The 24,473-nt window shown below is 63.2% G+C and carries 26 protein-coding genes; 11 read left to right on the forward strand and 15 right to left on the reverse strand.

Annotated elements, in window-relative coordinates:
* Window positions 1–23 precede the first annotated feature (23 nt).
* Window positions 24–635 carry a TIGR00730 family Rossman fold protein gene (locus LB566_RS02435; protein WP_224622878.1) on the forward strand — a complete coding sequence of 204 codons (612 nt, stop codon included), beginning with the start codon at window positions 24–26 and terminating at the stop codon, window positions 633–635.
* A gap of 260 nt (window positions 636–895) precedes the next feature.
* Window positions 896–1,894 (forward strand): transporter, encoded by a 999-nt coding sequence (locus tag LB566_RS02440; RefSeq protein ID WP_140549314.1) that lies wholly within the window; start codon window positions 896–898, stop codon window positions 1,892–1,894.
* Here LB566_RS02440 and rarD read toward each other — a convergent pair.
* From rarD to cysS, 7 genes are all read right to left on the reverse strand, one after another.
* The gene (gene rarD, locus LB566_RS02445; protein ID WP_224622880.1) at window positions 1,872–2,798 is read right to left on the reverse strand and encodes an EamA family transporter RarD; all 927 of its coding nucleotides are present in this window, start codon (window positions 2,796–2,798) and stop codon (window positions 1,872–1,874) included. The genes LB566_RS02440 and rarD overlap by 23 nt on opposite strands.
* A gap of 83 nt (window positions 2,799–2,881) precedes the next feature.
* Window positions 2,882–4,498: a citramalate synthase gene (gene cimA, locus LB566_RS02450; RefSeq protein WP_224622882.1), complete on the reverse strand. Its 1,617-nt coding sequence runs from the start codon at window positions 4,496–4,498 to the stop codon at window positions 2,882–2,884.
* Between the two features lie 187 nt (window positions 4,499–4,685).
* Window positions 4,686–5,645 (reverse strand): prolyl aminopeptidase, encoded by a 960-nt coding sequence (gene pip / locus LB566_RS02455; RefSeq protein WP_224622884.1) that lies wholly within the window; start codon window positions 5,643–5,645, stop codon window positions 4,686–4,688.
* Window positions 5,642–6,118, reverse strand: coding sequence for a GFA family protein (locus LB566_RS02460; RefSeq protein WP_224622886.1), 477 nt, complete (start codon window positions 6,116–6,118; stop codon window positions 5,642–5,644). Before LB566_RS02460 ends, pip begins: the two co-directional genes overlap by 4 nt.
* On the reverse strand, window positions 6,115–6,606 hold the full coding sequence (locus LB566_RS02465; RefSeq protein WP_224622888.1) for a GFA family protein: 492 nt from the start codon (window positions 6,604–6,606) through the stop codon (window positions 6,115–6,117). Before LB566_RS02465 ends, LB566_RS02460 begins: the two co-directional genes overlap by 4 nt.
* A 6-nt stretch (window positions 6,607–6,612) precedes the next feature.
* Window positions 6,613–6,999, reverse strand: a complete 387-nt coding sequence (locus LB566_RS02470; RefSeq protein WP_224622889.1) for a VOC family protein — start codon at window positions 6,997–6,999, stop codon at window positions 6,613–6,615.
* A 341-nt stretch (window positions 7,000–7,340) separates the two neighbouring features.
* Entirely contained in the window at window positions 7,341–8,789 is a 1,449-nt protein-coding gene (gene cysS / locus LB566_RS02475; RefSeq protein ID WP_224622890.1) for a cysteine--tRNA ligase, read from the reverse strand.
* A gap of 416 nt (window positions 8,790–9,205) precedes the next feature.
* On the opposite strand from cysS, the gene LB566_RS02480 reads away from it, so the two are divergent.
* Window positions 9,206–9,361, forward strand: coding sequence for a hypothetical protein (locus LB566_RS02480; RefSeq protein WP_140549323.1), 156 nt, complete (start codon window positions 9,206–9,208; stop codon window positions 9,359–9,361).
* Window positions 9,362–9,426: 65 nt separating this feature from the next.
* Here LB566_RS02480 and LB566_RS02485 read toward each other — a convergent pair whose 3' ends face one another.
* Window positions 9,427–10,203 carry an SOS response-associated peptidase gene (locus tag LB566_RS02485; protein WP_224622891.1) on the reverse strand — a complete coding sequence of 259 codons (777 nt, stop codon included), beginning with the start codon at window positions 10,201–10,203 and terminating at the stop codon, window positions 9,427–9,429.
* A gap of 122 nt (window positions 10,204–10,325) precedes the next feature.
* On the opposite strand from LB566_RS02485, the gene LB566_RS02490 reads away from it, so the two are divergent.
* The 4 genes from LB566_RS02490 (at window position 10,326) to LB566_RS02505 (ending at window position 12,693) form a co-directional block, all read left to right on the forward strand.
* Complete coding sequence (locus LB566_RS02490) at window positions 10,326–10,760, forward strand: NUDIX hydrolase (protein ID WP_224622892.1); 435 nt, start codon at window positions 10,326–10,328, stop codon at window positions 10,758–10,760.
* A 61-nt stretch (window positions 10,761–10,821) separates the two neighbouring features.
* Window positions 10,822–11,196, forward strand: coding sequence for a TIGR02301 family protein (locus tag LB566_RS02495; protein ID WP_140637542.1), 375 nt, complete (start codon window positions 10,822–10,824; stop codon window positions 11,194–11,196).
* A gap of 386 nt (window positions 11,197–11,582) precedes the next feature.
* The gene (locus LB566_RS02500) at window positions 11,583–11,840 is read left to right on the forward strand and encodes a hypothetical protein (RefSeq protein WP_008874920.1); all 258 of its coding nucleotides are present in this window, start codon (window positions 11,583–11,585) and stop codon (window positions 11,838–11,840) included.
* Window positions 11,841–11,919: 79 nt separating this feature from the next.
* Window positions 11,920–12,693 (forward strand): hypothetical protein, encoded by a 774-nt coding sequence (locus LB566_RS02505; protein WP_140549402.1) that lies wholly within the window; start codon window positions 11,920–11,922, stop codon window positions 12,691–12,693.
* A 35-nt stretch (window positions 12,694–12,728) separates the two neighbouring features.
* Here LB566_RS02505 and LB566_RS02510 read toward each other — a convergent pair whose 3' ends face one another.
* Window positions 12,729–14,060 (reverse strand): dihydroorotase, encoded by a 1,332-nt coding sequence (locus LB566_RS02510; RefSeq protein WP_224622894.1) that lies wholly within the window; start codon window positions 14,058–14,060, stop codon window positions 12,729–12,731.
* Between the two features lie 82 nt (window positions 14,061–14,142).
* Between LB566_RS02510 and LB566_RS02515 the strand changes: the two genes are divergently transcribed.
* The 3 genes from LB566_RS02515 (at window position 14,143) to LB566_RS02525 (ending at window position 17,842) form a co-directional block, all read left to right on the forward strand.
* Window positions 14,143–15,003: a YgfZ/GcvT domain-containing protein gene (locus tag LB566_RS02515; protein WP_224622896.1), complete on the forward strand. Its 861-nt coding sequence runs from the start codon at window positions 14,143–14,145 to the stop codon at window positions 15,001–15,003.
* The gene (locus LB566_RS02520) at window positions 15,003–15,635 is read left to right on the forward strand and encodes an HD family hydrolase (RefSeq protein WP_224622897.1); all 633 of its coding nucleotides are present in this window, start codon (window positions 15,003–15,005) and stop codon (window positions 15,633–15,635) included. The genes LB566_RS02515 and LB566_RS02520 overlap by 1 nt, the downstream gene beginning before the upstream one ends.
* Before the next feature lie 65 nt (window positions 15,636–15,700).
* Window positions 15,701–17,842 (forward strand): putative bifunctional diguanylate cyclase/phosphodiesterase, encoded by a 2,142-nt coding sequence (locus LB566_RS02525; RefSeq protein WP_318012813.1) that lies wholly within the window; start codon window positions 15,701–15,703, stop codon window positions 17,840–17,842.
* 9 nt (window positions 17,843–17,851) lie between these two features.
* On the opposite strand, the gene LB566_RS02530 is transcribed toward LB566_RS02525, so the two are convergent.
* A complete protein-coding gene (locus LB566_RS02530; protein ID WP_224622900.1) occupies window positions 17,852–18,742 on the reverse strand; it encodes a fatty acid desaturase family protein in 891 nt (296 codons plus the stop codon).
* 116 nt (window positions 18,743–18,858) lie between these two features.
* Between LB566_RS02530 and LB566_RS02535 the strand changes: the two genes are divergently transcribed.
* Window positions 18,859–19,776, forward strand: coding sequence for a LysR substrate-binding domain-containing protein (locus LB566_RS02535; RefSeq protein ID WP_224622903.1), 918 nt, complete (start codon window positions 18,859–18,861; stop codon window positions 19,774–19,776).
* 19 nt (window positions 19,777–19,795) lie between these two features.
* Here LB566_RS02535 and LB566_RS02540 read toward each other — a convergent pair whose 3' ends face one another.
* From LB566_RS02540 to LB566_RS02560, 5 genes are all read right to left on the reverse strand, one after another.
* Window positions 19,796–20,068, reverse strand: coding sequence for a DUF3303 domain-containing protein (locus tag LB566_RS02540; protein WP_140549333.1), 273 nt, complete (start codon window positions 20,066–20,068; stop codon window positions 19,796–19,798).
* Window positions 20,069–20,088: 20 nt separating this feature from the next.
* Complete coding sequence (locus tag LB566_RS02545; RefSeq protein ID WP_224622905.1) at window positions 20,089–21,552, reverse strand: RimK family protein; 1,464 nt, start codon at window positions 21,550–21,552, stop codon at window positions 20,089–20,091.
* A gap of 5 nt (window positions 21,553–21,557) precedes the next feature.
* Window positions 21,558–22,655: a GNAT family N-acetyltransferase/peptidase C39 family protein gene (locus tag LB566_RS02550; RefSeq protein ID WP_140549335.1), complete on the reverse strand. Its 1,098-nt coding sequence runs from the start codon at window positions 22,653–22,655 to the stop codon at window positions 21,558–21,560.
* A gap of 206 nt (window positions 22,656–22,861) precedes the next feature.
* Window positions 22,862–23,653, reverse strand: a complete 792-nt coding sequence (locus tag LB566_RS02555; protein ID WP_224622907.1) for an anti-sigma factor family protein — start codon at window positions 23,651–23,653, stop codon at window positions 22,862–22,864.
* 2 nt (window positions 23,654–23,655) lie between these two features.
* A complete protein-coding gene (locus LB566_RS02560; protein ID WP_140549337.1) occupies window positions 23,656–24,168 on the reverse strand; it encodes an RNA polymerase sigma factor in 513 nt (170 codons plus the stop codon).
* Window positions 24,169–24,473: the final 305 nt, after the last annotated feature.

Genomic DNA, 24,473 nt, shown 5'->3' on the forward strand with positions numbered 1-24,473 from the left:
AGACCCAATCACCAATCATCGGCATGAATACGATTCGATCCGTCTGCGTCTATTGCGGCTCGTCTCCGGGCCGCGATGAAACCTATGCCAAGGCTGGTCACCTGCTCGGGCGATCGCTTGCGCGCTCCGGCCTCAGGCTAATCTATGGCGGCGGCACCAAGGGCATCATGGGCGCCGTCGCTGAAGGCGCGCTCAAGGCCGGCGGTAAGGTCACCGGTATCATTCCCCGCTTCCTGATCAACAGGGAAGCAACCGAAACCGCGCTAGACCGGCTCGACGAGCTCGTGATCACCGAAAACATGCACGAGCGCAAACATAAGATGTTCGAGAAATCCGACGCCTTTGTGGCGCTGCCGGGCGGCATCGGCACAGTCGAGGAGATCGTGGAGATCATGACCTGGGCGCAGCTTGGCCATCACCGCAAGCCGATCGTCTTCGCCAACGTCAGGGGATTCTGGGATCCGATGCTGGCGCTCATCGACCATATGACAACCGAAGGCTTCATTCACACCGCACAGCGGGTCAAGCCGCTGGTCGTCAATGACCCCGAGGCAATCGTCGCCGCCATCATGGTGGCAGGCTCCTCGGTTGATGCCCCGACGGAGGGCGTGCAGTCAGTGATAGACAAGATGTAGGGGAATAGGGGCAGTAAGACAGCCCTACTCCCCTACTCCCCTACTCCAGGCGAGATCATCGAGGCCTTGCGCTCGAAGCGCTAAGTCCCGCAATCAATGCGGTGGCGGCGAAAGGCGCGGACGCATTGATGCGGCCGCTCGAGAGGGCGTGATCGGCTGTCAAGGAACCGTCACACGAAACCGCTCCGCCCGTGCTAAACATTGCGATCAGGCGCCGCCACGCGATGCCATGCTCGAAATATGCATCCGGCACTGCACCCATGGATACTGCTCTCGCCCCGGAAGGCACCGACCTGTCGCCCTACCTGCCAGACGAGCATGGGCTGTTCTTCATCTATCATTTCACCGCCGACGGCCTGCGCACCAAGGATGCCGCCGGCGCGCAATGGACGTGGCGCAGCTACCAGCTTTCCGACATGCGGGCACGCCACGAGATCGCCGCAGAACAGGCCTTGCCGGCGCCTGTGCGCGAAGCCTTCCTGTCCGCCAGCCATGGCTGTCACATCGACCTCGAGGATGACTGGCTCTACGGCGACCTGCCGGACCTGCGCCACGACTATTCGGTGGAAGCCGGCGGGCTCGGCCATTTTCGTTTCGCCCTCAACGACACCATGCTGATCGGCGCCCGCAAGCAGCCCTTGCAGTCGGTCGACAATATCCGCAAGGCGATCGAGAACGGCTCGCGCAAGTTTCGCTCGCCGGCCGAGCTGATCGAGGCGGTCGTGGGCCAGTCGTTCGACGGCATGGCGGTGGAACTCGCTGCACTTGCCGACAGCCTCGACGGCATCGAGGACCGCATCGTCTGCGACGCATGGCACAATGAGCGGCAGGCACTCGTCGATGCACGCCGGCACCTGGTGGTGATCCACCGACAGATGGCGACGCTGACCAATCTGTTTCGCCATCTCGACCATTCGCACCGCAACGACCTGCCCGATTCGATCAACGACATGGCAGCACGACTTTCACACCGCGCGCAGACGCTGCACTATGATGGCGAGCAGTTGCAGGCGCGCGCCAGGCTGTTGCAGGACGAGCTGATGGCCAAGCTGACGACGCAGTCGAACCGGCTGCTCTACGTACTGTCGGTGATGACCGCGGTTCTGTTGCCAATGACGATCATCTCGGGCCTGTTCGGCATGAATGTCGGCGGCTTGCCGCTGGTCAACACGCCCATAGGCTTCTGGGTGGTGACCGCGGTTTCGATGTTGATCGCCGGAGCGACCTATCTCTTCGTCAGGCGGCTCGGGCAGATGTAGCCCTGCGCGCCGTCGCCAGCATCGACCAGGAATACATGGCCAGCGCCGCCCAGATCAGGGCAAAGGCGACAGCCTGGGTGGTGTCGAACGGCTCTTCGAAGATCAGCACGGCAATCAGGAAGACAATGGTCGGTGCAATATACTGCATGATGCCGATGGTGGAGAGGCGCAAAAGCCTGGCGCCGAATGCGAACAGCAGCAGCGGCACCGCAGTCACCGGTCCGCAACCGGCCAGCAACGCCGTATCGACGCCGTTGCCGGAAACGAAATGGTCCTGTCCGGTGGCGATCAGCCAAGCGATATAACCCAAGGCCGGCACCGACAACAGAAGCACTTCGAGCAGAAAACCCTGACTGGGGCCGATCGGCAGCGTCTTGCGGAAAAAGCCGTAGGCGGCGAAGGAAAAGGCCAGCGCCAGCGATACCCATGGCAACTTGCCAGCCTCGATCGTCAGGACGGCAACCGCGATCGCCGCAAGCACCACGGCCGCGATCTGCAGCCGGTCGAGCCGCTCGCCGAGCAGCAGGGCGCCGACCACGACGCTGACCAGGGGATTGATGTAATAGCCAAGGGCGGTCTCGACGGTGCGGTCGACGGCGATCGCCCAGACGTAGACCCCCCAATTGACCGAGATCAGCGCCGCCGTGAGCGCCGCCATGGCGATGGTGCGGGGCGAACGGATTGCCGCCTTGAAATCCGCCGTGCGGCCGGCCCAGACCAGAACCGCGGCGGCGATCGGCACCGACCAGACGATGCGGTGGGCGATCACCTCGGCAAGCGGCAGGTGCGCGACCGCTTTCATGTAGAAAGGCAGCAGCCCCCACAAGAAATAGGCACCCAGCGCCAGCAGGAAGCCGCGGCGGGCTTTTGAAACTGTGTCCTGGGTAGTTGCTTCAGCGGCCATGGCCCAACGCTATGGCCCAGTAACCTTGGCAAGACCATCGCAAAGTTCTGATGGATCAATGGACTTTCGCTGATGGTTCAAACTTACTCCGCCGCCACCAAGCCCGCCATGTCCCGGTTCTTCATCAGCTTGTAGATGATGGAATCCATCAGCGCCTGGAACGAGGCGTCGATGATGTTTTCGGAAACACCAACCGTCCACCAGCGGGCACCGGTCGTATCATGCGATTCGATCAGGACGCGAGTGATCGCCTCGGTGCCGCCATTGAGGATACGCACCTTGAAGTCGGCGAGTTCCAGATCGGCGATTTCGCCCTGGTATTTGCCAAGATCCTTGCGCAGCGCGATGTCGAGCGCGTTGACGGGGCCGTGCCCCTCGGCCACCGACATCTTTTCCTCGCCCTCGACCAGCACCTTGACCACCGCTTCCGACACCGTCTTCAACTGGCCATTGGCATCGAAGCGGCGTTCGATCATGCAACGGAACGAGGTGACGTGGAAGAACTCGGGCAAGCCGTGCAGCATCTTGCGCGCCAGGAGCTCGAAGGAGGCGTCGGCGCCCTCATAGGCGTAGCCGGAAGCCTCGCGCTCCTTGACCACCGCTATCAATGCGTCGAGCCGGTGGTCGTCCTTCGGCACATCGATGCCGCGCCGCTTCAGCTCGGCCAGGAAATTGGCCTTGCCGCCCTGGTCGGAGACCATGACGCGGCGGCGGTTGCCAACCGCTTCCGGCGGCACATGCTCATAGGTCGCAGGTTCCTTGGCGAGCGCCGAAGCGTGGATGCCTGCCTTGGTGGCGAAGGCGGAAGCGCCGACATAGGGCGCCTGCGCCTCCGGAGCGCGGTTCAAGAGTTCGTCGAAGGCGCGCGACAGGCGCGAAATGCCAGCCAGCGCCTCGGCGGAAATCCCCGTCTCGAAACGGTCGGCGAAGGCCGGCTTCAGCGCCAGCGTCGGCACGATGGAGATCAGATTGGCATTGCCGCAGCGCTCGCCAATGCCGTTCAGCGTGCCCTGGATCTGGCGCACGCCTGCCTCGACCGCGGCCAGCGAATTCGCCACCGCCTGGCCGGTGTCGTCATGGGCATGGATGCCGAGATAGTCGCCGGGAATGCCCGCGGCGACGACGCTTTCCACGACAGTGCGTACTTCCGAGGGCTGCGTGCCGCCATTGGTGTCGCAAAGCACCACCCAGCGCGCGCCGGCATCATAGGCGGTCTTGGCGCACGCCAGCGCATAGTCCGGATTGGCCTTGAACCCGTCGAAGAAATGCTCGCAATCGACCATCGCCTCCTTCCCCGCGGCAATCGCGGCTTCCACCGAAGCCTTGATGGACTCCAGATTCTCCTCGTTGGTGCAGCCGAGCGCCACACGGACATGATAGTCCCAGCTCTTGGCGACGAAGCAGATGGCGTCCGACCGCGACTGGACGAGTGCGGCAAGCCCGGGATCGTTGGAGGCCGACACACCCGCCCGCTTGGTCATGCCGAAGGCGACGAACTTTGCCTGCGCGGTACGCTTTTCCCTAAAGAAGGCCGTGTCGGTCGGATTGGCGCCGGGGTAACCGCCTTCAACATAGTCGAGGCCGAACTCGTCGAGCAGTTTTGCAATCGCAATCTTGTCCTCGACCGAGAAGTCGATGCCGGGCGTCTGCTGGCCATCGCGAAGCGTGGTGTCGAAGAGGTAGAGGCGTTGTTTTTTCATCGTCCTGCGGGCGCTTGAACGCCCCCCTCTGGTCTGCCGGCCATATCCCCCTCAAGGGGGGAGATCGGCAGTTCGAATGTCCCGCCACCACTTGCGGCGCCGAAAATTTGCGAAACCCCGGGTGACAGCCAATCTCCCCCCTTCAGGGGGATATGGCCGGCAGACCTGAGGGGGGTGAGCGCAGACATCAGTTTTTCCCCGCAAACCCATCCGTAGCCCGGATCAGCCGGTCCAATATGCCCGGCTCGGAATAGGCATGGCCGGCGCCCTCGATCAGGTGAAAGTCCGCCTTTGGCCAGGCCTTGTGCAGCGCCCAGGCGTAGCGTGCCGGGCACGGCATGTCGTAGCGGCCGTGGACGATGGTGCCGGGGATGTCTTTCAACTTCCAGGCATCGCGCAGCAACTGCCCCTCCTCCAGCCAGCCGGCATGGACGAAGTAGTGGTTCTCGATGCGGGCGAAGGCGATCGCGTAGTCGTCCTCACCAAATGGTCCGCTGGTCTCCGGCTCGGGCAAAAGCGTGATCGTCTCGCCCTCCCACAGGCTCCAGGCGCGGGCCGCCTCGATCTGCGCGTTTCGGTCGGAGCCCACCAGCCGCTTGCGATAGGCCGCCATCATGTCGCCGCGCTCGGCCTCGGGGATCGGCGCCAGGAAGCGCTCCCACTTGTCGGGAAACATCTCGGAGACGCCGAACTGATAGTACCATTCGAGCTCGGGGCGGGTCAGCGTGTAGATGCCGCGCACAACGAGCTCACTGACGCGTTGCGGGTGGGTCTCGGCATAGGCGAGCGCCAGCGTCGAACCCCAGGAACCGCCGAAGACCAGCCATTTGTCGAAACCGGCCATTTCGCGCAGGCGCTCGATGTCCGCGACCAGGTGCCACGTGGTGTTGGCCTCCAGCGAGGCATTCGGCGTCGACTTGCCGCAACCGCGCTGGTCGAACAGGATGACGTCGTAGAGATCGGGATCGAACAGCCGCCGATGCTTTGGCGAGATGGTGCCGCCCGGCCCGCCATGCAGGAACACTGCCGGCTTGGCGCCTTTGGTGCCGGAGCGTTCCCAATAGACCTGGTGGCCGTCGCCGACGTCGAGCATACCGCTCTCGAAGGCTTCGATCTCGGGATAAAGCGTGCGCAGTTCAGAGTTCATAGTTGCAAACCTTTGGACGGCCAGTCCGTTGTTTCATGGTCGGGATGCTGGAAGGAGATGATCTGCTCCTGCCTTGCGTAATAGTTTGGATCCTGGTGGACGGGCTGATCGAAGATCGTCTCCACCCAAGGCAGCCGCGCGGCGTAATTGACCTGGATCTGCGGCGCCAGGTCGGAGCGATCGTCGAAAGCGCCGATGGCGATCTCCAGGCCGCCAGGCTGGCGGTAGGTCAGCGGCGTGCCGCAGCGGGCGCAGAAACCGCGATCGATGTTGACCGAGGACTGGAAATAGCTCGGCTCCTCACGGGTCCATTCGACGCCGTCCTTCGGCGCCGTCACCAGGGCGCCGAAAAAGGAACCGAACTGTTTCTGGCACATGCGGCAGTGGCAGATGGACGGGCGTCCAAGCTTGCCCTTGATGCGGAAGCGCACGGCGCCGCACTGGCAGCCGCCGGTTCGAACGGTTTCGCTCATGGTGTTTTCTCCAGCGGCCATTGCTCGGTGTCATGGTCGGGATGCTGGTAGGAGACAAGCTCGGCCAGATAGGGAGCCGAACCCATGTCCGCCATCGTATCCTCGCCCGGCAATTCTGGAATGGAATCGACGTAAGGCAGCTTTGCCTCCGTGCCCCACTGGATGGTCGGCGCGATATCAGCCGGATCGTCGAAGGCGGCAATCGCCAGCGCCATGCCGTCCGGCGCCTCGAAGGTCAGCGGCGTTCCGCATTCGGCGCAGAAGCCACGCCAGGCAGCGTTCGACGAGCGGAAGCGCTTGGGCTCGCCGCGCGTCCAATCCACCTTGGCGCCGCGCACCGAGACCAGCGGAAGGTAGAAATTGCCGCTCGCCTTCTGGCACATGCGGCAATGGCAGACCGAGGCATCGCCGAGTGCGCCCTCGACGCGAAAGCGTACGGCGCCGCACTGGCAGCCGCCGGTGTAGATCGGCCGGTTGTCTAGGCTCATGGCAGGTCACTCCGCATCATGGCAGACGGCCTCGACATTGTTGCCGTCGGGATCGAAGACGAAGGCGCCATAGTAGTTCGCATGATAGTGCGGGCGCAGGCCCGGCCCGCCATTGTCCTTGCCGCCGGCGGCAAGAGCGGCGGCATGGAAAGCATCAACCTCGGCGCGGCTGCGCGCGGTGAAGGCGACGTGCTGGCGGGCGTTTTGCCCCTCCTTGCCTTCCTGGAGCCAGAACACCGGCCGATCGCGGCCGTAGCCACCGACCTTGGCGCCGCCTGTGTATTCCAGCGGCACCATATAGAGCAGCGAGGCGCCAAGCGGCGCCATCGCCTTGTCATAGAAAGCCTTCGAAGCGTCGAAATCGGCAACGTCGATGCCGAGATGGTCGATCATGGAACGAACTCCTCCTCCGTTGCTCCGCACGCACGCCCGACAGGCGGCGCGCCGACAATGTCGATATCGCGGATAACGTCACCGTTCCAGAAGCTCGGCAGACAGCTCCTGCAATCAATGACAGTCGAAGTTAGCGCTCTACGGCCCCCCCCCTCTGTCCTGCCGGACATCTCCCCCACGTGGGGGGAGATTGGCGACTTCGGCGCCTCGCTCGATCCCGCAACGTCGGAGATTGGCGAAAGCTGCGCCGCCGGCCGATCTCCCCCCTTGTGGGGGAGATGTCCGGCAGGACAGAGGGGGGCGCTGTCCCGCCAGCCACTCCACCATGAGAGCAGCCACCCTCACCGCTTCACCTCCCACGTTGTCACACGCGCGCCCGTGACCGGGTCCTTGCCGTCCTTCAGTTGCACGCCTTGCGCCAGCAGTTCGTCGCGGATGCGGTCGGCTTCTGTCCAGCTCTTGGCGGCGATCAGTTCCAGGCGCCTGGCGATCGCCTTGGCGACCGTGGCCTCATCGACCTTGGCCGCCCCGACATCGAAACCCAGGAAGGCAAGCGCACCCTTCAGCGAGGCCGCTGCGGCGTTTTCGCCATCGCCGCCGAAGTCGACCGCCTCGCCGGCCAACTGGGTCAAAACCTGGAAGGCGGCGTAGGTGGCGAGATCATCCGACAACGCCTGCATGACCTCGGCCGGCAATTGCCCGACCGCCGGCGCCAGATCGGCCGCGCGTTTCCACTTGCGCAGCGTGTTCTCCGCTTCCTCGAGCTTGCGCACGGAAAAGTCGATCGGTTCGCGATAATGCGTCATCAGCATCGCCAGCCGCAGCACCTCGCCGGGCCATTTGCGGCCGCCGAACGTTTCGGTCTCCAGCAACTCGTTGATCGAGTAGAAATTGCCGAGGCTCTTCGACATCTTCTGCCCTTCGACCTGCAGGAAGCCGTTGTGCATCCAGATATTGGCCATCACATCGGTGCCGTGCGCGCAGCGTGACTGGGCGATCTCGTTCTCGTGGTGCGGGAAGATCAGGTCGAGACCGCCGCCATGGATATCGAAGACCTCGCCAAGATAGGCGGCGGACATGGCCGAGCATTCGATGTGCCAGCCCGGCCGGCCCCTGCCCCACGGGCTCTGCCAGCCCGGTTCCTCCGGGGACGACAACTTCCACAGCACGAAGTCGCCAGGATTCCTCTTGTGCGCGTCGACTGCAACGCGAGCACCGGCCTGCTGCTCGTCGAGATTTCGCTTCGACAACTGGCCGTAGTCGGGCATCGAAGCGGTGTCGAACAGCACTTCGCCTGCGGCAACATAGGCATGGCCGCGTTTGATCAGGTTTTGAATCAAAGTGATCATGTCTGCCTTGCCGTCGGCACGGGGCTCGACGAACTCGGTGGCGCGCGGCTCGACTGTTGGCTCCAGGCAGCCGAGCGTCGCGACGTCCTTGTGGAATTGGCCCGCGGTCTTTTCCGTCACCCGCCTTATCGCCTCGTTAAGCGATAGTCTGCCGGCTGATATCTCGCTGCCGAAATCGCGCAGTGCGCGTGCGTTGATCTTATCGTCGACATCCGTGATGTTGCGCACATAGGTGACATGCGCCTCGCCATAGAGATGGCGCAGCAGCCGGAACAGCACGTCGAAGACGATCACCGGCCTAGCATTGCCGATATGGGCGAAGTCGTAGACGGTCGGACCGCAGACATACATGCGCACGTTCAGCGCGTCGATCGGGACGAAATCCTGCTTCGCGCGCGTCAGCGTGTTGTAGAGGCGCAGGCCCTTCGATGCGTCAGACATTCCATGCCTTTCCGGTTCAGAACTTTTGCCTGGATGAAGCCGGCTCCGCGCCGAGGCGCAAAACGGACTCCAGCCTGCTGGCCGGGGCGTTTGTCCAATCTAGGGGAAGATGAGGCGAAAACGTCCGGACCAGCGCGAAGCTAGCCAATAATGCAAATGCCACAAATGGCGAAAGACGTTTTCATAGGCGGCTTTATCGCCTTGGCCAGTGTTGCCGTCAAGTCGCTCATGCCGAGAAAAACGACGCCAGAACTGGCAAATGCGTCGCCCGATCACACGGAATCAGCCACTGAAACATTTTATTAAACATGTCGGCACAGTCATGAAACATACGCAGGCTAGATCAACCTGCGTCACGATTTGGTCGGATTCGGCCGCCAAACGCAGACACGGAAACGTTATCTGGGAAGAGACACATGCCTCGAAGCAAGCAGGAAGCCAACCGCGCCAAGCAACCGGCGCTGGCAAGCCATTATCGCGCAATCGGCCCGGCCGCGATCGTCGCCGCCCTTCTCCACACCGCGAAGAAGAAAAAGCCGGTGCAGAAAATCGTATCGCCCCGCGCCGCCTGAAGCAGTGCGCGATCGGCCCAAGGGTCCGAACGAGGCGCCAAACCGCACCTCGAACAGAGTTTCTGCTAAAACAGCGTCATCTGACTGTCGTCCGCGTCGGGTTTCCGGCGCTTGACCTTCTCGGGCTCGGGCCCGATCTCCCCCTTCTCCTGAATCTCCGGCCCGGTGTTGGCGACCTTGTTGACGAGGTCGGAGACCGGAATCGCTTCGAAGAAGTCGCGCTGCGCCGGCCGCAACAGGTCGGCAACATCGCGCGGCTCAAGCCCGCGGCAATCGAGCCAGCGGGGGAAGTGTTCAGGTGCGATCACCACGGGCATGCGGTCATGGATATGCGCGATGTCGGAATTGGCCGCGACCGTCAGAATGGCACCGGTGTCCATTTCCGAGCCGCCCGGTTCGGCATAGGTTTCAACCAGCCCGGCAAAGGCGACCAACCCGCCATGCCGCGGCCTGATCCAGTAAGGCTGCCCCTTCCTGCCGCCCGCCTCTCCGGGCCGCGCCTGACGCCATTCGTAAAAGCCGGATGCCGGCACCAGCGCCCGGCGATGGCGCATGGCGGCTTTGAACGAGGCCTTTTCGATTACGCCTTCGGAGCGTGCGTTGAACAGCAGCGGAAATTCGCTGACGTCCTTTACCCAGGCGGGGATCAGGCCCCAGCGCACCAGCATCGGCCGGCGGTCAGGCAGGTTGGAACCCGGCGCCCGCGGCGGGCCTGAGATCGCCATCAGCACCGGCTGCGTCGGCGCTATATTGTAGCGCGCAGGAAACTGCTCCACCTCCGCCAGGCCGAGGAAAGCGGCTGTCTGGTCCGGTGTCGCGGTCAAGGCAAAACGTCCGCACATGTCTATTGGTCCTGATGTCCGGTTTCGAAAGTGGCGATGGAACAGCAGCACTGCAACCGTTAAAGCTGTCTGGCGTCGGCCGGTCCACAACAGGCTGCCGCAATCAGGGTGATCGGAAATCCATGGACGAAGTGCGAAAAGTCATTCCCGCGGTCTCGGTCGCCGTTGTGCGCGGCGACGCCGTACTTCTGGTCAAGCGGGCGCGACAACCCTCGCAAGGGCTCTATGCATTCCCGGGCGGCAAGGTCGAAGCCGGTGAGACGCTGGAACAGGCGGCACGGCGCGAATTGCTGGAGGAGACGCAATTGCAGGCCGAAAGCTACCGGCGGCTGCGCGAAATTCTCATCGACGGCACGCTCGACGGCCATGCCGTCGATTACCAGCTGACGGTGTTCGGTGCGGCCCATGCCGGCGGCGAGGCCGTGGCCAGCGACGACGCCGAGACCGCCGCCTTCTACACGCTGGCCGAAATGGCTGATCTGCCGCTTGCCGGTTCGGTGCTCGCGGTCGCCGAGGAACTGCTCGGACGGGCGTCGCAAAACCCTGAGCGATCCTAAATCCGGAATTCGCCCGGCACAATCGCCTTGCAGGCGGCAAATTGTTTGGCCAGATTGACTTATGCGTTGCCTTCCTCTCCTTCTCGCGACATGCCTCGCCGTCAGCACCGTGGCGGCACGGCCGGCGTTCAGCGCCGAGGCACCCTTCGAACCGGGGCTGATGCGGCTGGCGGAGGTCTTGGGATCGCTGCATTTCCTGCGCAATCTGTGCGGCGAAAAGGGTGACCAGTGGCGCGGCGAGATGCAGAAGCTGCTCGAATCGGAAAACCCGGATCCGGAGCGGCGCGCCCGCTTCATCGCCAGCTTCAATCGCGGCTACCGCTCATTCGGCGGCACCTACACGCAATGCACCGCGTCGGCGACCGAAGCCATCGGACGCTACATGAAGGAAGGCGAGACCCTGTCGCGCGACATCGCCTCGCGTTACGGCAACTAGCGCATGTCGCCAAAGTGCCCTCACAAGAGCGCATCCGGCCTTCATCAACAGATATCCGGTCCATTGCCGGCGGCTAGGGGCATATCCAGCTTGTGTCGAGAACTGTCCTGGTGCAATCCTTTTGTTGCGCTTATGCAACAGCGTTAATGAAACGTTAGCGCGCGGATGTGGAATTAACTCAAACTGAAGGTTTTCACCCCGCAGGCACGCCTAATCGGCTAAGTTTGAGCAGGATTGAATGCAGCTTCGCAAGCGCAACCGGCCCCCTGTAAAGAACGATCAAAAAAATGTCGTATTTACAAAGACTTATTTGCGGCTGCGTGTAAACGGAACAGATCAAGCCTGATCCATCGACGGATCGCTGCTTGCAAGGGTGGACATCGCTTATGGAACATGGTGTCAACGACATCGACGCGCTGGTCAGGGAAGAAAAGCGCCTGACCGCGGTGGAGAGCCACAGCGAGGCCTGGGCCGAAGGTCTTTCGGCAGGCATAGAACCCGAGATCATCGCCGAAGCAGCGCTTGAAACCGCGTTCGGCGAAATGCTGCGCGCCAACGGCGAGACATCGGCCCTTGCCCTGCTCGACCGCATGCGTGAAAAGGTGATTGCTGGCGCCTTCGAACCCGAACGGCTGCGGCACTGAACCGACGTCCGGTTCTTTGACGGCAAATGCCGCTCGGGCATCATGCCCGGAAGCAGGGAGACGGGCAGTGAACTTTTCTATGTCAGGCAAGCCGCACGGCTTGGTCCTTTGCATCTGTTTCGCCGCGTGCAGTGCCGCGATTCCCTTGGTTGCGTGCCTGACAAGCAGTCCCGCTTATGCGCTGAGCGAGATCAAGCGCGAAGAACTCCCCTCGCCGGTCCAAGACGATGACGCGTCGTCGCCGGGAAGCACCGTGCCGATACCCGATCCGGTCGGAACGCCATCTTCGACCAGCCAGCCAACCGCCCCGGACAAGGCCGAACCGGTCACCCCGCCGAACGGCGACGGCGCCACCAACAGGCCGCGCGTCGATCCCGACGCGCCCACGCCGGAGGTCGTCTACGACCTCGGCAAGCTGCCTGAACCGGTGCGGCGCATGCATGACCTGATCATCGAAGCCTGCGAGAGCGGCGACATCGAAAGACTGAGGCCTTTGATCGGCAAGGGCGACGGCATGACCCAGATATCGCTGACCGACATAGATGGCGACGCCATTACCTTCCTCAAGGGGCTCTCCGGCGACCAGGATGGCCAGGAGATTCTTGCCATACTGGAGGAGGTGCTCAATGCCGGCTATGTCCATGTCGATGCCGGGACGCCACAAGAGCTCTATGTCTGGCCGTATTTCTTCGCCCTGCCCCTGGACAAGCTCGACGCCAGGCAACGGGTCGAGCTGTTCAAGATCGTCACCGCGAGCGACTTCGACGACATGAAGCAGTTCGGCGCCTACATCTTCTACCGCGTCGGCATCACGCCCGCCGGGCAATGGACGTTTTTCGTCGCCGGGGATTGAAACGTCGGGCAGGCGAAGCCAACGATGTGAAATGGCTATGCGGGCAACGCCTCGGAGAACTCCACTGCCCTGCCTTGGCCCGGCGTCACGATCTCGCCCTCCCACATGATGCGCTGGCCTCGAATGACAGTGCCGACCGGCCAGCCAGTGACTTCCTTGCCGTCATAAGGCGTCCAGCCGGCCTTCGAGCCGGCTTGTGCATTGGTGATGGTCTCGCGCCGCTTCATGTCGACAATTGTGAAATCGGCATCATAGCCGGCGGCGATGCGGCCTTTCCTGGCCATGCCGAAGATGCGCTGCGGGCCATGGCTTGAAAGATCGACGAAGCGCTGCAAGGTCAGCCTGCCCGCGTTGACGTGGTCGAGCATGATCGGCACCAGCGTCTGCACCCCGGTCATGCCCGAGGGCGATGCCGGATATGGTTTTGCTTTTTCGGCCAATGTGTGCGGGGCATGGTCGGAACCGAGTACGTCGACAATGCCTTGGGCGATGCCGTGCCAGACGCCGTCGCGATGGCGCGGGGCACGGACGGGCGGGTTCATCTGGATGAGCGTGCCGAGCCGTTTGTAGTCGTCCGCCGACAGTGTCAGATGGTGCGGTGTCGCCTCGCAGGTGGCGACATCCTTGTGCTGTTCGAGGAACAATATCTCCTCGGCCGTGGAGATGTGCAGGACGTGGATGCGGGCACGGGCGGCCCGCGCGACGCGCACCAGCCGCTCGGTGCAGCGCAAGGCAGCGATCTCGTCGCGCCAGACCGGATGCGATGAAGGATCGCCCTCGATGCGCTCGCCAAGGCGTTCGCGCAGCCGGAACTCGTCTTCCGAATGAAAGGCGGCGCGGCGGCGGGTGTTCCTGAGGATCGAGGCGACGCCTTCATCGTCCTCGACCAGCAGGTTGCCGGTGGACGAGCCCATGAAAACCTTGATTCCGGCCGCGCCGGGCAGCCGCTCGAGCTCGGCGACATCGCCGGCGTTGTCGCGCGTGCCGCCGACCCAGAAGGCGAAATCACAGTGCATACGGCCGGTGCCGCGCCGGACCTTGTCGGCAAGCGTTTCTTCGCTGGTGGTCAAGGGATTGGTGTTGGGCATTTCGAACACGGCTGTGACGCCACCGAGCACCGCCGCCCGCGATCCGGTCTCCAGATCCTCCTTGTGCTCCAGCCCCGGTTCGCGGAAATGCACCTGGCTGTCGACGACGCCCGGAAGGATATGCAGGCCCCGGCAGTCGATCGTCTCGCCGGCGGAGGCCTGGCGCAGATCGCCTATGGCGGCGATGCGCCCATTTTTCACGCCGACATCGCGTTGCCCCTCGCCGGCATGGTTGACCACCATGCCGCCTGTCAGGATGAGGTCGTAGGTGTTGGCCATGCTGATCGATCTCTTGCGGGGGGAGTGTCAGCGGCTTACGTAATGGCCGACCGTTTTGCAAGATCAGGCTTTTATCCGCCCCATGCCCTTTGCCCTGCTGAAAGACCGCGCGCTCATCTCCATCTCCGGCCCTGATGCCGAACACTTCCTGCAGAACATCCTGACCACCGATCTCGACGCGCTCGGCGCCGGCGAGGCTAAACCCGGCGCTCTTTTGACGCCGCAAGGCAAGATACTGTTTGACTTCCTGATCTCACGGGCTGGTGAAAACGCGTTCCGCCTCGAATGCCGCGCCGACATCGCTGACGATTTCGTACGCCGCCTGATGCTGTACAGGTTGCGCGCCAAGGTCGAGATTGCCAAATCCGAACAGACGCTTGTCTCAATTGCCTGGGGAAATGAGTCAGCTCCCTCACAAAAGGATTCAACCGTGCTGGCCGACCGGCGCTTTCGCGATGAAAGCGTCACCCGCTCCTATGGCAGCGCTCAAGAGACTGACGACGGCGCCGCATGGCAGGCCTTGCGCATCGCGCATGGCATTGCCGAGAGCGGCACCGACTACCAGCTCGGCGACGCCTTCCCGCATGACGTGCTGCTCGACGAGACCGGTGGCGTCGGTTTCACGAAGGGCTGCTATGTCGGCCAGGAGGTCGTCTCGCGCATGCAGCATCGTGGCACCGCAAGGCGGCGGGTGCTGATCGTCAGGGCCGAACGGGCCTTGCCTGATGCCGGCGTCGAATTGACCGTCGACGGGCGATCGGTGGGGACGCTCGGCTCGAACGCCGGCACGATCGGCCTCGGCATCGCCCGTATCGACAGGATCAAGGCAGCGCTCGACGCGGGTCAGCCGATCCTGGCGGGAGACGTGCCGGTTACGGTGGCCATTCCACCTTTCGCCAAATTCAGCTTTCCCCAGGAAGCCGTCGGCACGGAGGAGGCCTGATGGCGGCCGACCGCATCGGTGCGCCGCCACGTGCCTGGCAGCGCATGCTGTCCGGCCGCCGGCTGGACTTGCTCGACCCCTCGCCCCTCGACATCGAGATATCGGACATCGCCCATGGGCTCGCCCGCGTCGCGCGCTGGAACGGCCAGACCCGCGGCGAGCACGCCTTCTCGGTCGCGCAGCATTCGCTGCTGGTGGAGGCGCTGTTTTGCGACCTGATGCCCGAGGCGCCGGCGGACGCCCGGCTTATGGCATTGCTGCACGATGCGCCCGAATATGTCATCGGCGACATGATCTCGCCGTTCAAATCGGTGATGGGCGGCAGCTACAAGGACTGTGAACTGCGCTTGCAACGCGCCATCCATCTGCGCTTCTCGCTGCCGCCGGAACCAGGCGCCGGCCTGCGCAAGGAGATCAAGCGCGCGGACCAGATCGCCGCCTATTTCGAGGCAACGCTGCTCGCCGGCTTTTCGACCGCCGAGGCGACCGAGTTCTTCGGCCGTCCGCGCGGCTTCAGTGCCGAGCGCTTCGATTTCACGCCGCGCTCGGTAACCTGGGCACAGAATGCCTTCCTGAAGCGTTTTTCCGCTATCGAGAAGTCGCGGCGCAAGATTACAGCAGCGGTAGGGTAGAAAACGCTAAATTAACCGGAACGGCTGACACTGCGGTGTTCGATCACGAGCCGCAGGCAAGCCTTATGCCCGTCGCTGACGCCAAGGATGGTTCGGCCGTCCCTGAACAGGGGGCCGAAGGCGTGGATCGTCCCCGTCAAATGGAAGACGAACTGCGCAAACAAAACGAACGCTTTTCGGCGGCCATCGAGAACATGTCGCATGGCCTTTGCATGTTCGACGCCGACGAGCGCATGATCATCTGCAACGGCAACTATATCAACATCTTCTGCCTCGACGCCAACGTAGCGCGGCCGGGCATCCATTTCATCGACATCCTGCGGCACAGCGTCGATGTCGGCATCGCCTCGCAAAGCGCCGAAGAACTTTACGCCATCCGCAAGCCCTATATCGATGGAGCGAAACCCTCGTCCTACGAGGAGGCGCTCTCTGATGGACGCATCATCAGCATCTCGCACCGGCCATTGGCATCGGGCGGCTGGGTTTCGATCTACGAAGACATCACCGAGCAACGGCGCGCCGAACAGGATCTCAAGGAACAGCATCGCCGCTTCGACGCGGCGCTCGCGAACATGTCGCAGGGCCTGCTGATGTATGACGCCGGCGGCAGGCTGATCGTGCGCAACCAGCGCATCCTGGAGCTTTATCGTGTGACCGAGGCGGATCTGCCGCTCGGCATGACTCACCGCGAGCTCCTCGAACGGCTGGTGCGCCTTGGCGTCTATGCGCTCATAGATGTCGATGACGAAGTTTCGAGGACCGAGGCTCGCCTGCTGGCCGGCCAGACGCGGTCGACGCCCCGCCGGCTCGCCGACGGACGAACGCTGATGATCGCCCGCCGGCCGATGAGCGGCGGCGGCTGGGTCGCCACTTTCGACGACGTGACCGAGAGCAGGCTTGCCGAGGAGCGCATGACCCATCTTGCGCATCACGACGTGCTGACTGGGCTGCCCAATCGCTCGATGTTTCGCGACCGGCTCGACCGGGCACTGGAGGATGCGGCGGCGGGACCGCTGGCAATCTTCTCCCTCGACCTCGACCGCTTCAAGGCCGTCAACGACACGTGGGGACACCCGGCCGGCGACCGGCTGCTGAAAGGCGTGGCCGCAAGACTGCTGCGCTGCGTGGACAACGACGCGGATATCGTCGCCCGTTTTGGCGGTGACGAATTCGTCATCGTCCAGTTCAACGTCGAGGGACTGGCCAGCGCGGAAAAACTGGCAAAACGCATTGTCGAGGCCATCGCCAAACCGTTTCATGACAAGAGCCGGGACATGCATGTCGGCGTCAGCCTTGGCATCGCGCTTTCTCCCGGCGATGGCAGGGACGCCGATACATTGCTGACAAACGCCGACATGGCGCTCTACCGGGCAAAAAGCGAAGGGCGCAATTTGTACCGTTTCTTCGAGCCCGGCATGGATGCCACGGTGCGCGCGCGCCGGGCGCTTGAGGCCGATCTCGAGACGGCGCTGCCGAGCCGGGAATTCGATCTCGATTTCCAACCGATCATGGCCATAGCTTCGGGCGAGATCGTCGGCGCCGAGGCCCTGATGCGCTGGCACTCGCCCTCGCGCGGCACGGTGGCGCCGGATGAGTTCATTCCGGTCGCCGAGGAAACCGGGCTGATTGTGCCGCTTGGCGAATGGGCGCTGAGGAAGGCCTGTGCGACGGCGGCAGCCTGGCCGCCTGGCCTGCGCGTTGCGGTCAATGTCTCCGCCGTGCAGCTCAAAAGCGGCGGCTTTGCTCGCAGCGTCATCTCTGCCCTGGCCTTCTCAGGCGTGCCGGCCGGACGACTGGAACTGGAGATCACCGAAACCGTCCTGATGGACGAGAGCAAAGACGTCCTGAGGAGACTGCGACAGCTGCGCGAACTCGGCATCCGCATCGCGCTCGACGACTTTGGCACCGGCTATTCCTCACTCGGCTATCTCAGGCGCTTTCCCGTCGACAAGATCAAGATCGACCGTTCCTTCATTTCCGATATCGGCAATCGCGACACCGCGGCAATCGTGCGCACGATCATCGGGCTGGGCACCGAACTGGGGATCACGGTCACCGCCGAAGGCGTAGAAACCGAAGCACAGCTCGACATGCTGCGCCGAAACGGCTGCGTCGAGGCGCAAGGCTATCTGATTGGCGTGCCGTCAAACGCTGCGGAGATTCGGCACCTGTTGAAATCGAGCGCGGTGCGCAGCCAGACCGGCTGACGGCATAGATCAGCGCAGCGTCTCGATGTATTTTTCGTGGAAGCTGACATAACCCGGCTCGACTACCTTCAGATGCCGCTCGATCAGCGCGTGAAACTCCGGCAACCGGTGGAAGGGCACGCCCGGATAGGCGTGATGCTCGGCATGGAAGGGCATGTTCCAGGCAAGCTTGCGCACAGCCCAGTTGGTCAGCGTCGTCCTGGTATTCTCCAGCATGTTGGCGACGAAGGGGCAGCGGCCATGCTCGGCCAACAGGTAGAGCCGCAAGAACGGCTGGCCGAGCAGCGCGGGAAAGATCCAGACATGGAGCAGCACCGTTGCCTTGAACCACAGCGCGAGCATCAGCACGACGGCATAGAAGGCAATCATCGCGCGCGCCTCGGCGCGTACCTTCGGACGCCCCTTCGGGGGCACGTAGTTGTCCTGGCAACGTCCCATTGCATTGGCGTAGAGCGTCTTCAGATGCCCCAACCACACCGGAAGTCCGGAAACATGGACCAGGTACTGCCGCCAGGTTTCCGGCTTCGGGAAAGCCAGCTCCGGATCGCGTTCGGGATCCTGTGTGAAACGGTGATGGGCGAAATGGAAATAGCGGAACCAGTCGGCCGGCAGCGCGATCGCAAGGCTGCAGACACGCGCGACTGCGTCGTTCAGCGATTGCCTTTCGAAAGCCGTGCGATGCACCGTCTCATGCAGCAGCGTGAACAGGAACACGATCAGTATGCCTTGCGGCAGCATCAGCAGCGGCCAGAACGGCACCTTGGCGGCGATCAACGATCCGAGGAACATGATCGCGCCGAGGTGGAAAGCGAGCTGAACGAGGCCGGGCCCATCCGACTTGCCGGTTAGCCGGCTGCGCTCCTCATTCGTCAGCGAGGCGATCACGTCGCGATGATCCATAGGGGCATTCCGGCCGATTGAATTCATTCGGTCAGCATACCCCAGCAAGAAACTTTTCTAACAACGAGGATTTCTGCAATATAGATAAGCTGAACTTATCCTTTTGGGTCACCGCCATGGTCGCACTTCCATCGTTGCGAGGTCTTCAGGCCTTCGAGGCGGCGGCGCGCACCGGCAGCTTCGCCGCTGCGGCGGAAGAGCTTTCGGTCTCCGCCGCCGCAGTCAGCCAGCTCATCCGCATCGTCGAGGAGCAAATTGGCCGCAAGCTGTTCCACCGCGCCAACCGGCGTGTCGTCCTGACCGAGGCCGGCGTCGAGATGCTGCCCCGATTGACCATGGCCTTCCAGGAAATCGGCAGCGTCTCGCGCCAGCTTGCCGGCGATGCGTTCCGCCCGCGGCTCGTCGTCTCGGTCCCTCCGTCCATGGCCATGGGCTGGCTTTCCGAGCGCCTTGCCGGTTTCATCGCCATCCACGGTGCCGTCGACATATCTCTCAGGGGCGATGACGACCCGGTGTCGTTCGACCGCGACCTGATCGACGTCAGGCTCTCCTACGGTCCGCACTATCGTGAGCACCCGATCGAGGACATTGTCCAGGATGCGGTCTATCCCGTCTGCGCATCAAAGCTTGCCAGCGTGCTGGAGGCGGATGGCGGTCCGCTCGCCGGGCTGCCCCTGATCCACACCGACTGGGGACCGACCGGCGCATCCTTTCCCTCATGGCGCAGCTGGTTCGAGGCGGCCGGCATCGCGCCTGGGCGCGGCATTCAGCGCGGCCTGTCGGCAAATTCCTCGCGCGCGGCGCTCGACCTGGCCATTTCAGGACTGGGCGTGGCGCTGGCGCAAGGGATCTATTGCGCCGAGGCCGTGGAGGACGGCCGGCTGGTCCGGCCCGTCGCCGGCGCGATTGCGCTGCGCCAGCCCTATTGCCTGACAATTCCGCAGCGGAGCGCAAGAAGAGACGTCGTGACGGCATTCCGTGACTGGCTGGTCGATGAATGCCAGCGGGTGGTGGGCTCGCCGGCGCTCGGTTGAGTGGGCAAGCGGCGACGGTTCAGAGGTGCCCGCTCAACGCTTCGACCATGTCCTTGTTCGCCGCCACGGGCACGATCTCGAACTCCACCAGATCCGCCCACTCGATCACCCAGCGCTGCAGCAGCGTGACGTCGTCGGCCTCCACCAGGAGGAAACAGCGGCTCATGTCCGCCGCGATCCAGCTATGGTGCACCAGAAGCTCGTCGGGTTTCAGGCGGCCGCGATCGCGGAAGCGGCGGTAGATCTCCTTGCGGTCGCAGCCGCGAAAATCCTCGGTCACCAAAAACAGCATCTCTGCCCCCGCTTGAATGATTATCGGCCCGGCCGCTCCAAACGCTCCAGGAACCATTGCGTCAGCCGTACCCAGACCTCGTCCTTCTCGCCGGAGTCCTCCCAGCCATGATCGAGGTTGGGATTGTCGTTGACCTCGATGACGAAGACGCCGTCCTTGGTTTCCTTGAGGTCGACGCCGTAGAGGCCGTCGCCGATGCAGCGCGCCGCCTTGACTGCCGTCTCGACGACATGGGGCGGCGTCTCCTTCAGCGTGAAGGTCTTGATGCCGCCCTGGTCGGGCTTGCCGCTGGCCTTGTGGTTGACGATCTGCCAGTGCTTCTTGGCCATCAGGTAGTGCACGGCAAACAGCGGCTGGCCGCCGAGCACGCCGACACGCCAGTCATATTCGGTCGGGATGAATTTCTGCGCGATCAGAAGGTCGGAATCCTCCAGCCATTCCGTGGCGAGCGTCCTCAATTCCTCGAAATTGGCGCATTTCTTGACGCCGCGCGAGAAGGAGGAATCCGGGATCTTCAGCACCAGCGGAAAACCCAGCGTCTGCGCCGCCAGCTCAAGGTCGGAAGCGCCGGCTATCATCACGGTCGGCGGCACCGGCACTTTGTTGTAGGCCATCAGTTCGTTGAGATAGACCTTGTTGGTGCAGCGGATCATCGACAGCGGGTCGTCGATGACCGGCATGCCTTCCTGCTGGGCGCGGCGCGCGAAACGATAGGTATGATTGGAGATCGAGGTGGTCTCGCGGATGAACAGCGCGTCGTAATTGGCGAGCTTGGCAAGATCCCTCTTGGTGATCGGCTCGATTTCGACGCCCATCTTTTCGGCGATCCTGGCCCAGTAGCGCAGCGAGGAGATTTCCGACGGCGGCAATTCCTCATGCGGGTCGACCAGCGTGGCGAAGGTGTAGCGCGCCGGCGTGCGGCCCTTGGTGTCGCGCCATTCGCGATTGGTGTAGGTCTCCAGGCATCGCAGGAAGAAGCTCTCCTCCTCCTCGGTCATGCGCGCCAGGGGATGAAAGCCGATCTTGCGGATCGAGGCCCATTCGGCGCTGTCCTTGACGTGGACCTCGAGCGCCGGCGCGCGGAACCAGTCGAACAGGAGCTTGGCGAATCGGTCCCACACCTTGGACGGGCCAATGCCGAAGAAGATGCAGACCTTCGCCGGAAAAGCGCCGCCAAGATCCTTGCGGCACTTGTTGAGCGCCAGCTCCAGTTCCGGCAGCGCATGTTCGTAAAGCTTGCGCTCCGACAGATCGATCATGGTTTCGACGGTCGGGATGACTTTGTGGCCGCGCGAACCCGCCAGCAGCGAGGCATAATAGCCGCGGCTCTGGTAGCCGTAATTGTTCGACAGGTTGATGACTTTGGGACGCTGGCCGCGAAACAGCGCCGGATGCGCGAGATAGTCGCGGTTGGTGATGATCTTGTGCGGTGTCGCCACCTGGTCGAGATCGCTCTGCCGGCCAGTTAAGATAACCCAGGTCATTGTTATCAGCGCTTCCCCAGAGTGATGGCGGCGCGCAGTCCGTCGCGGCCGAACTGCGCCATGTTCATGAAGATGCCGTAAGGCACGGGAATGTTGGCGGCATCAAGGATGGTCTCCTGCCTCTCGTCCTCGACCCAGGGATCGTGGATCAGGATATGGTCGCCGTCGTCGCCGATGGCCAACACCCAGTGCGGCACCTTCTTGCCGAACATCAGGAAGCCGCTGATCAGCACAAGCACCAATTTTCCTTTCGCGATCGCGGCGCGAATGTCGTCGATGGTGAATGAACGGTAATTCACCGGGATGCCGTAAAGTTCCGCGCGTCGGCGAAAGTCGACCTGGGCCAGCTCCATCACCCGGCGCTTGTCCGCGCTGCGTACCGACTGCAGGAACAACGCGCCGTAGAACGACACGTAGATCTCGGCCGCAAGGCCGCTCTCATAGCCGGCGACCGCGAGGCCGAACGGCTCGCAGCCACCCGGGCCCGACATCATGAAGACGGTCGTCGCTTCGCGCCAAAGACGGATTTCCCTGACCGGGTCCGGCACGAAGTCATGATCGAAATTGGCCATGGCCATCATCAGGCAGCAGGGACCGCAAGTGAATTCGCAGGTCTGCTGGTAGAACGGCACGCGGGTGGCGACCGGAAGTTCGCCGCGCAAGGTCTTCTCGTAGCGCAGCGCCGTGGCGCCGTCCTCGTAGTAGTCGGGTTCGCGGCCGATCTTGCGGTAGCCCGCCTGCTCATAGATGCCGATGGCGCGGGCATTATCCTCCCGCACTTCCAGGCGCAGCATCATGCGGTCGTGCTCGAAGGCCGCCTCCTCCGCCGCCGTCAGCAACCGACGGCCGATGCCGAGGCCGCCGAAAAAGGGGCTGGTGGCGATCGAATAAAGGCGCGCCACGCCGCTGCCCTTGCGAAACAGGACGATCGCATAACCGGCGACGCGGCCATCTCTTTCGGCGACCAGCGTCTCGGCGGTCTCACGCTCGATGAACTGTCGGAAGGAGCGACGGGAAATGCGATCGCTGGAGAAAACAGCTTTCTCGATGGCGGCGAGATCATCGACGTCAGTCGCGCGGGCCGTGCGGATCTCGGCAGGCATGCGGGCTTGGAAAACCTCGATTGGGTTGTGATGAAGGCCCTATTCGAAACGTCCGGACAGCAGCCGAAAATGGCAGCGTCCATAAAGCGCTATCGCACCTCGATTCGGGCCGAATTGTGACAGATTCGGCGCCGGCCCGACGGGATGAAGGCCTCGAACAAGGTCGCCGTTTTCGGGTAGGCGGCGCTGCCAAAAAACGATCCTGTTCAACTCGACAGGCCGGCCAGAAGCTGGCTGTAGGCGCTCTTGGCCACGATCGCCAATTGCTCTTGCGGCACTGAGCCGACGACAGCGCAACCATAGCCCTTGTCAAGCCAGTAGACCGCCTGCGGGCCGGCTTGCTCCGAAGCGTAGGTTCCCCTGGCGTTCTCCACCGATTCGGCCGTCACAAAGAGCGATATGCGCTCGCCCTTGTCGTCTTCATAGAGCAGCATTGCCGCCTTGCTCTCGCCGGCCGGCAGCAACCTGCCGCCGACCAGTTGGAACCCGCTGCCGGTCAAGTCCGGCGCAACCAGCTTCAATCCGACCCGGTTGGACAGCCAGGTCAGCAGATGGTCCTTGTCGCTTGCCGGCACTTCCACCGCATGCCGCTTCTCGGCGGCATAGATGACATGCGCGGCGATCGCCTGCTCGGCCAACTGGTCCTCGGCCTGATCTTCCCGGCCAATACCGTCGCTGCCGGCAAAGTAGCCGCCAAGCCCGCCCGCTGCCAGAAGCCCGGCAGCGGCGGCGGCAAGCCACCAGCGCGAGCGTGGCATTGGCGCCCTGGCTGGCGCCTCGCCAAGCACCACCTTGCGCAAGCGCACCGGCACCGGCTCGTCGATCACGCCAGCGAAGGCGTCTCGCAATGCTGCCCTGTCGGCGATGAAACGGGCGCTTTTCGCCTTCATCTCGGGAGTGGCGTCGAGCCATGCGTCATAGGCGGCGCGCTCATCGGCCGGCAACTCGCCGTCGAGTGCCATGTGGATGTCGCGTTCGGAGAAATCGCGGCGGATCATTTCTAGACGATCCTTATCGAACGGCGGCGTGCCGTGTCGTCCAGCAGTCCGCGCAACTCCTCGCGCCCGCGTGCAATGCGCGACATCAGCGTTCCGGCCGGCACTCCCAGGATGTTGGCGGCCTCGGCATAGGAAAAGCCTTCGATCGCGACCATGACGAGCGCGGCACGGCGGTCGGGGCTGATCGCCTGCAATGCGTCGACGATCTCGCGCGAGGCGATGCTTTCCACCTGCTCGGCCGGCTGTGCAACCGCCTCGCCCGCTTCCAGCGGCAGCATCGCGGCTTCGCCGCGCCGATTCACTTTGCGCATCTGGTCAATGAACAAATGGTGCATGATCGTAAACAGCCACCTCCTGGGGCTTTCTCCCGTCTGCCAGTTGTCGAGCCGCATGAGGGCCCGTTCGAGACAGTCCTGGACGAGATCGTCGGCGGCGTCGCGGTCTCGCAACAACGAGCGTGCGTAGCGGCGCAGGCGCGGTATTTCGCCGAGGATTGCTGCCTTCTTTTCGTCCATGACCGCTGGTTTTCGGAATTGCCCTATTCATCAGATTGAACGCGCCTTCGCGGCGCGACGCAAGCAGCCAGTGCGAAGCGGTCCACCGCCCCGGTCACCCAAGCAATGATGTAACGATGGGAGCGGCGGGTTTATTCCCGGGGCATACTGGGTTGCCTAACTAGGCCTCTCGCGCCCACAAATGATAGTATCGAAGCAAGTCGCCGGATTTAAGCATCCGGCTCGTCAGTGGTTGTGATGGCCTCCGGTCCAGACAGTTTTGAATAGCAGCTCAGAATAGGTTGGACCGGGTGCCCGCTATTTTC

This window comes from Mesorhizobium sp. CA13, assembly GCF_020165235.1.
GTDB lineage: Bacteria > Pseudomonadota > Alphaproteobacteria > Rhizobiales > Rhizobiaceae > Mesorhizobium.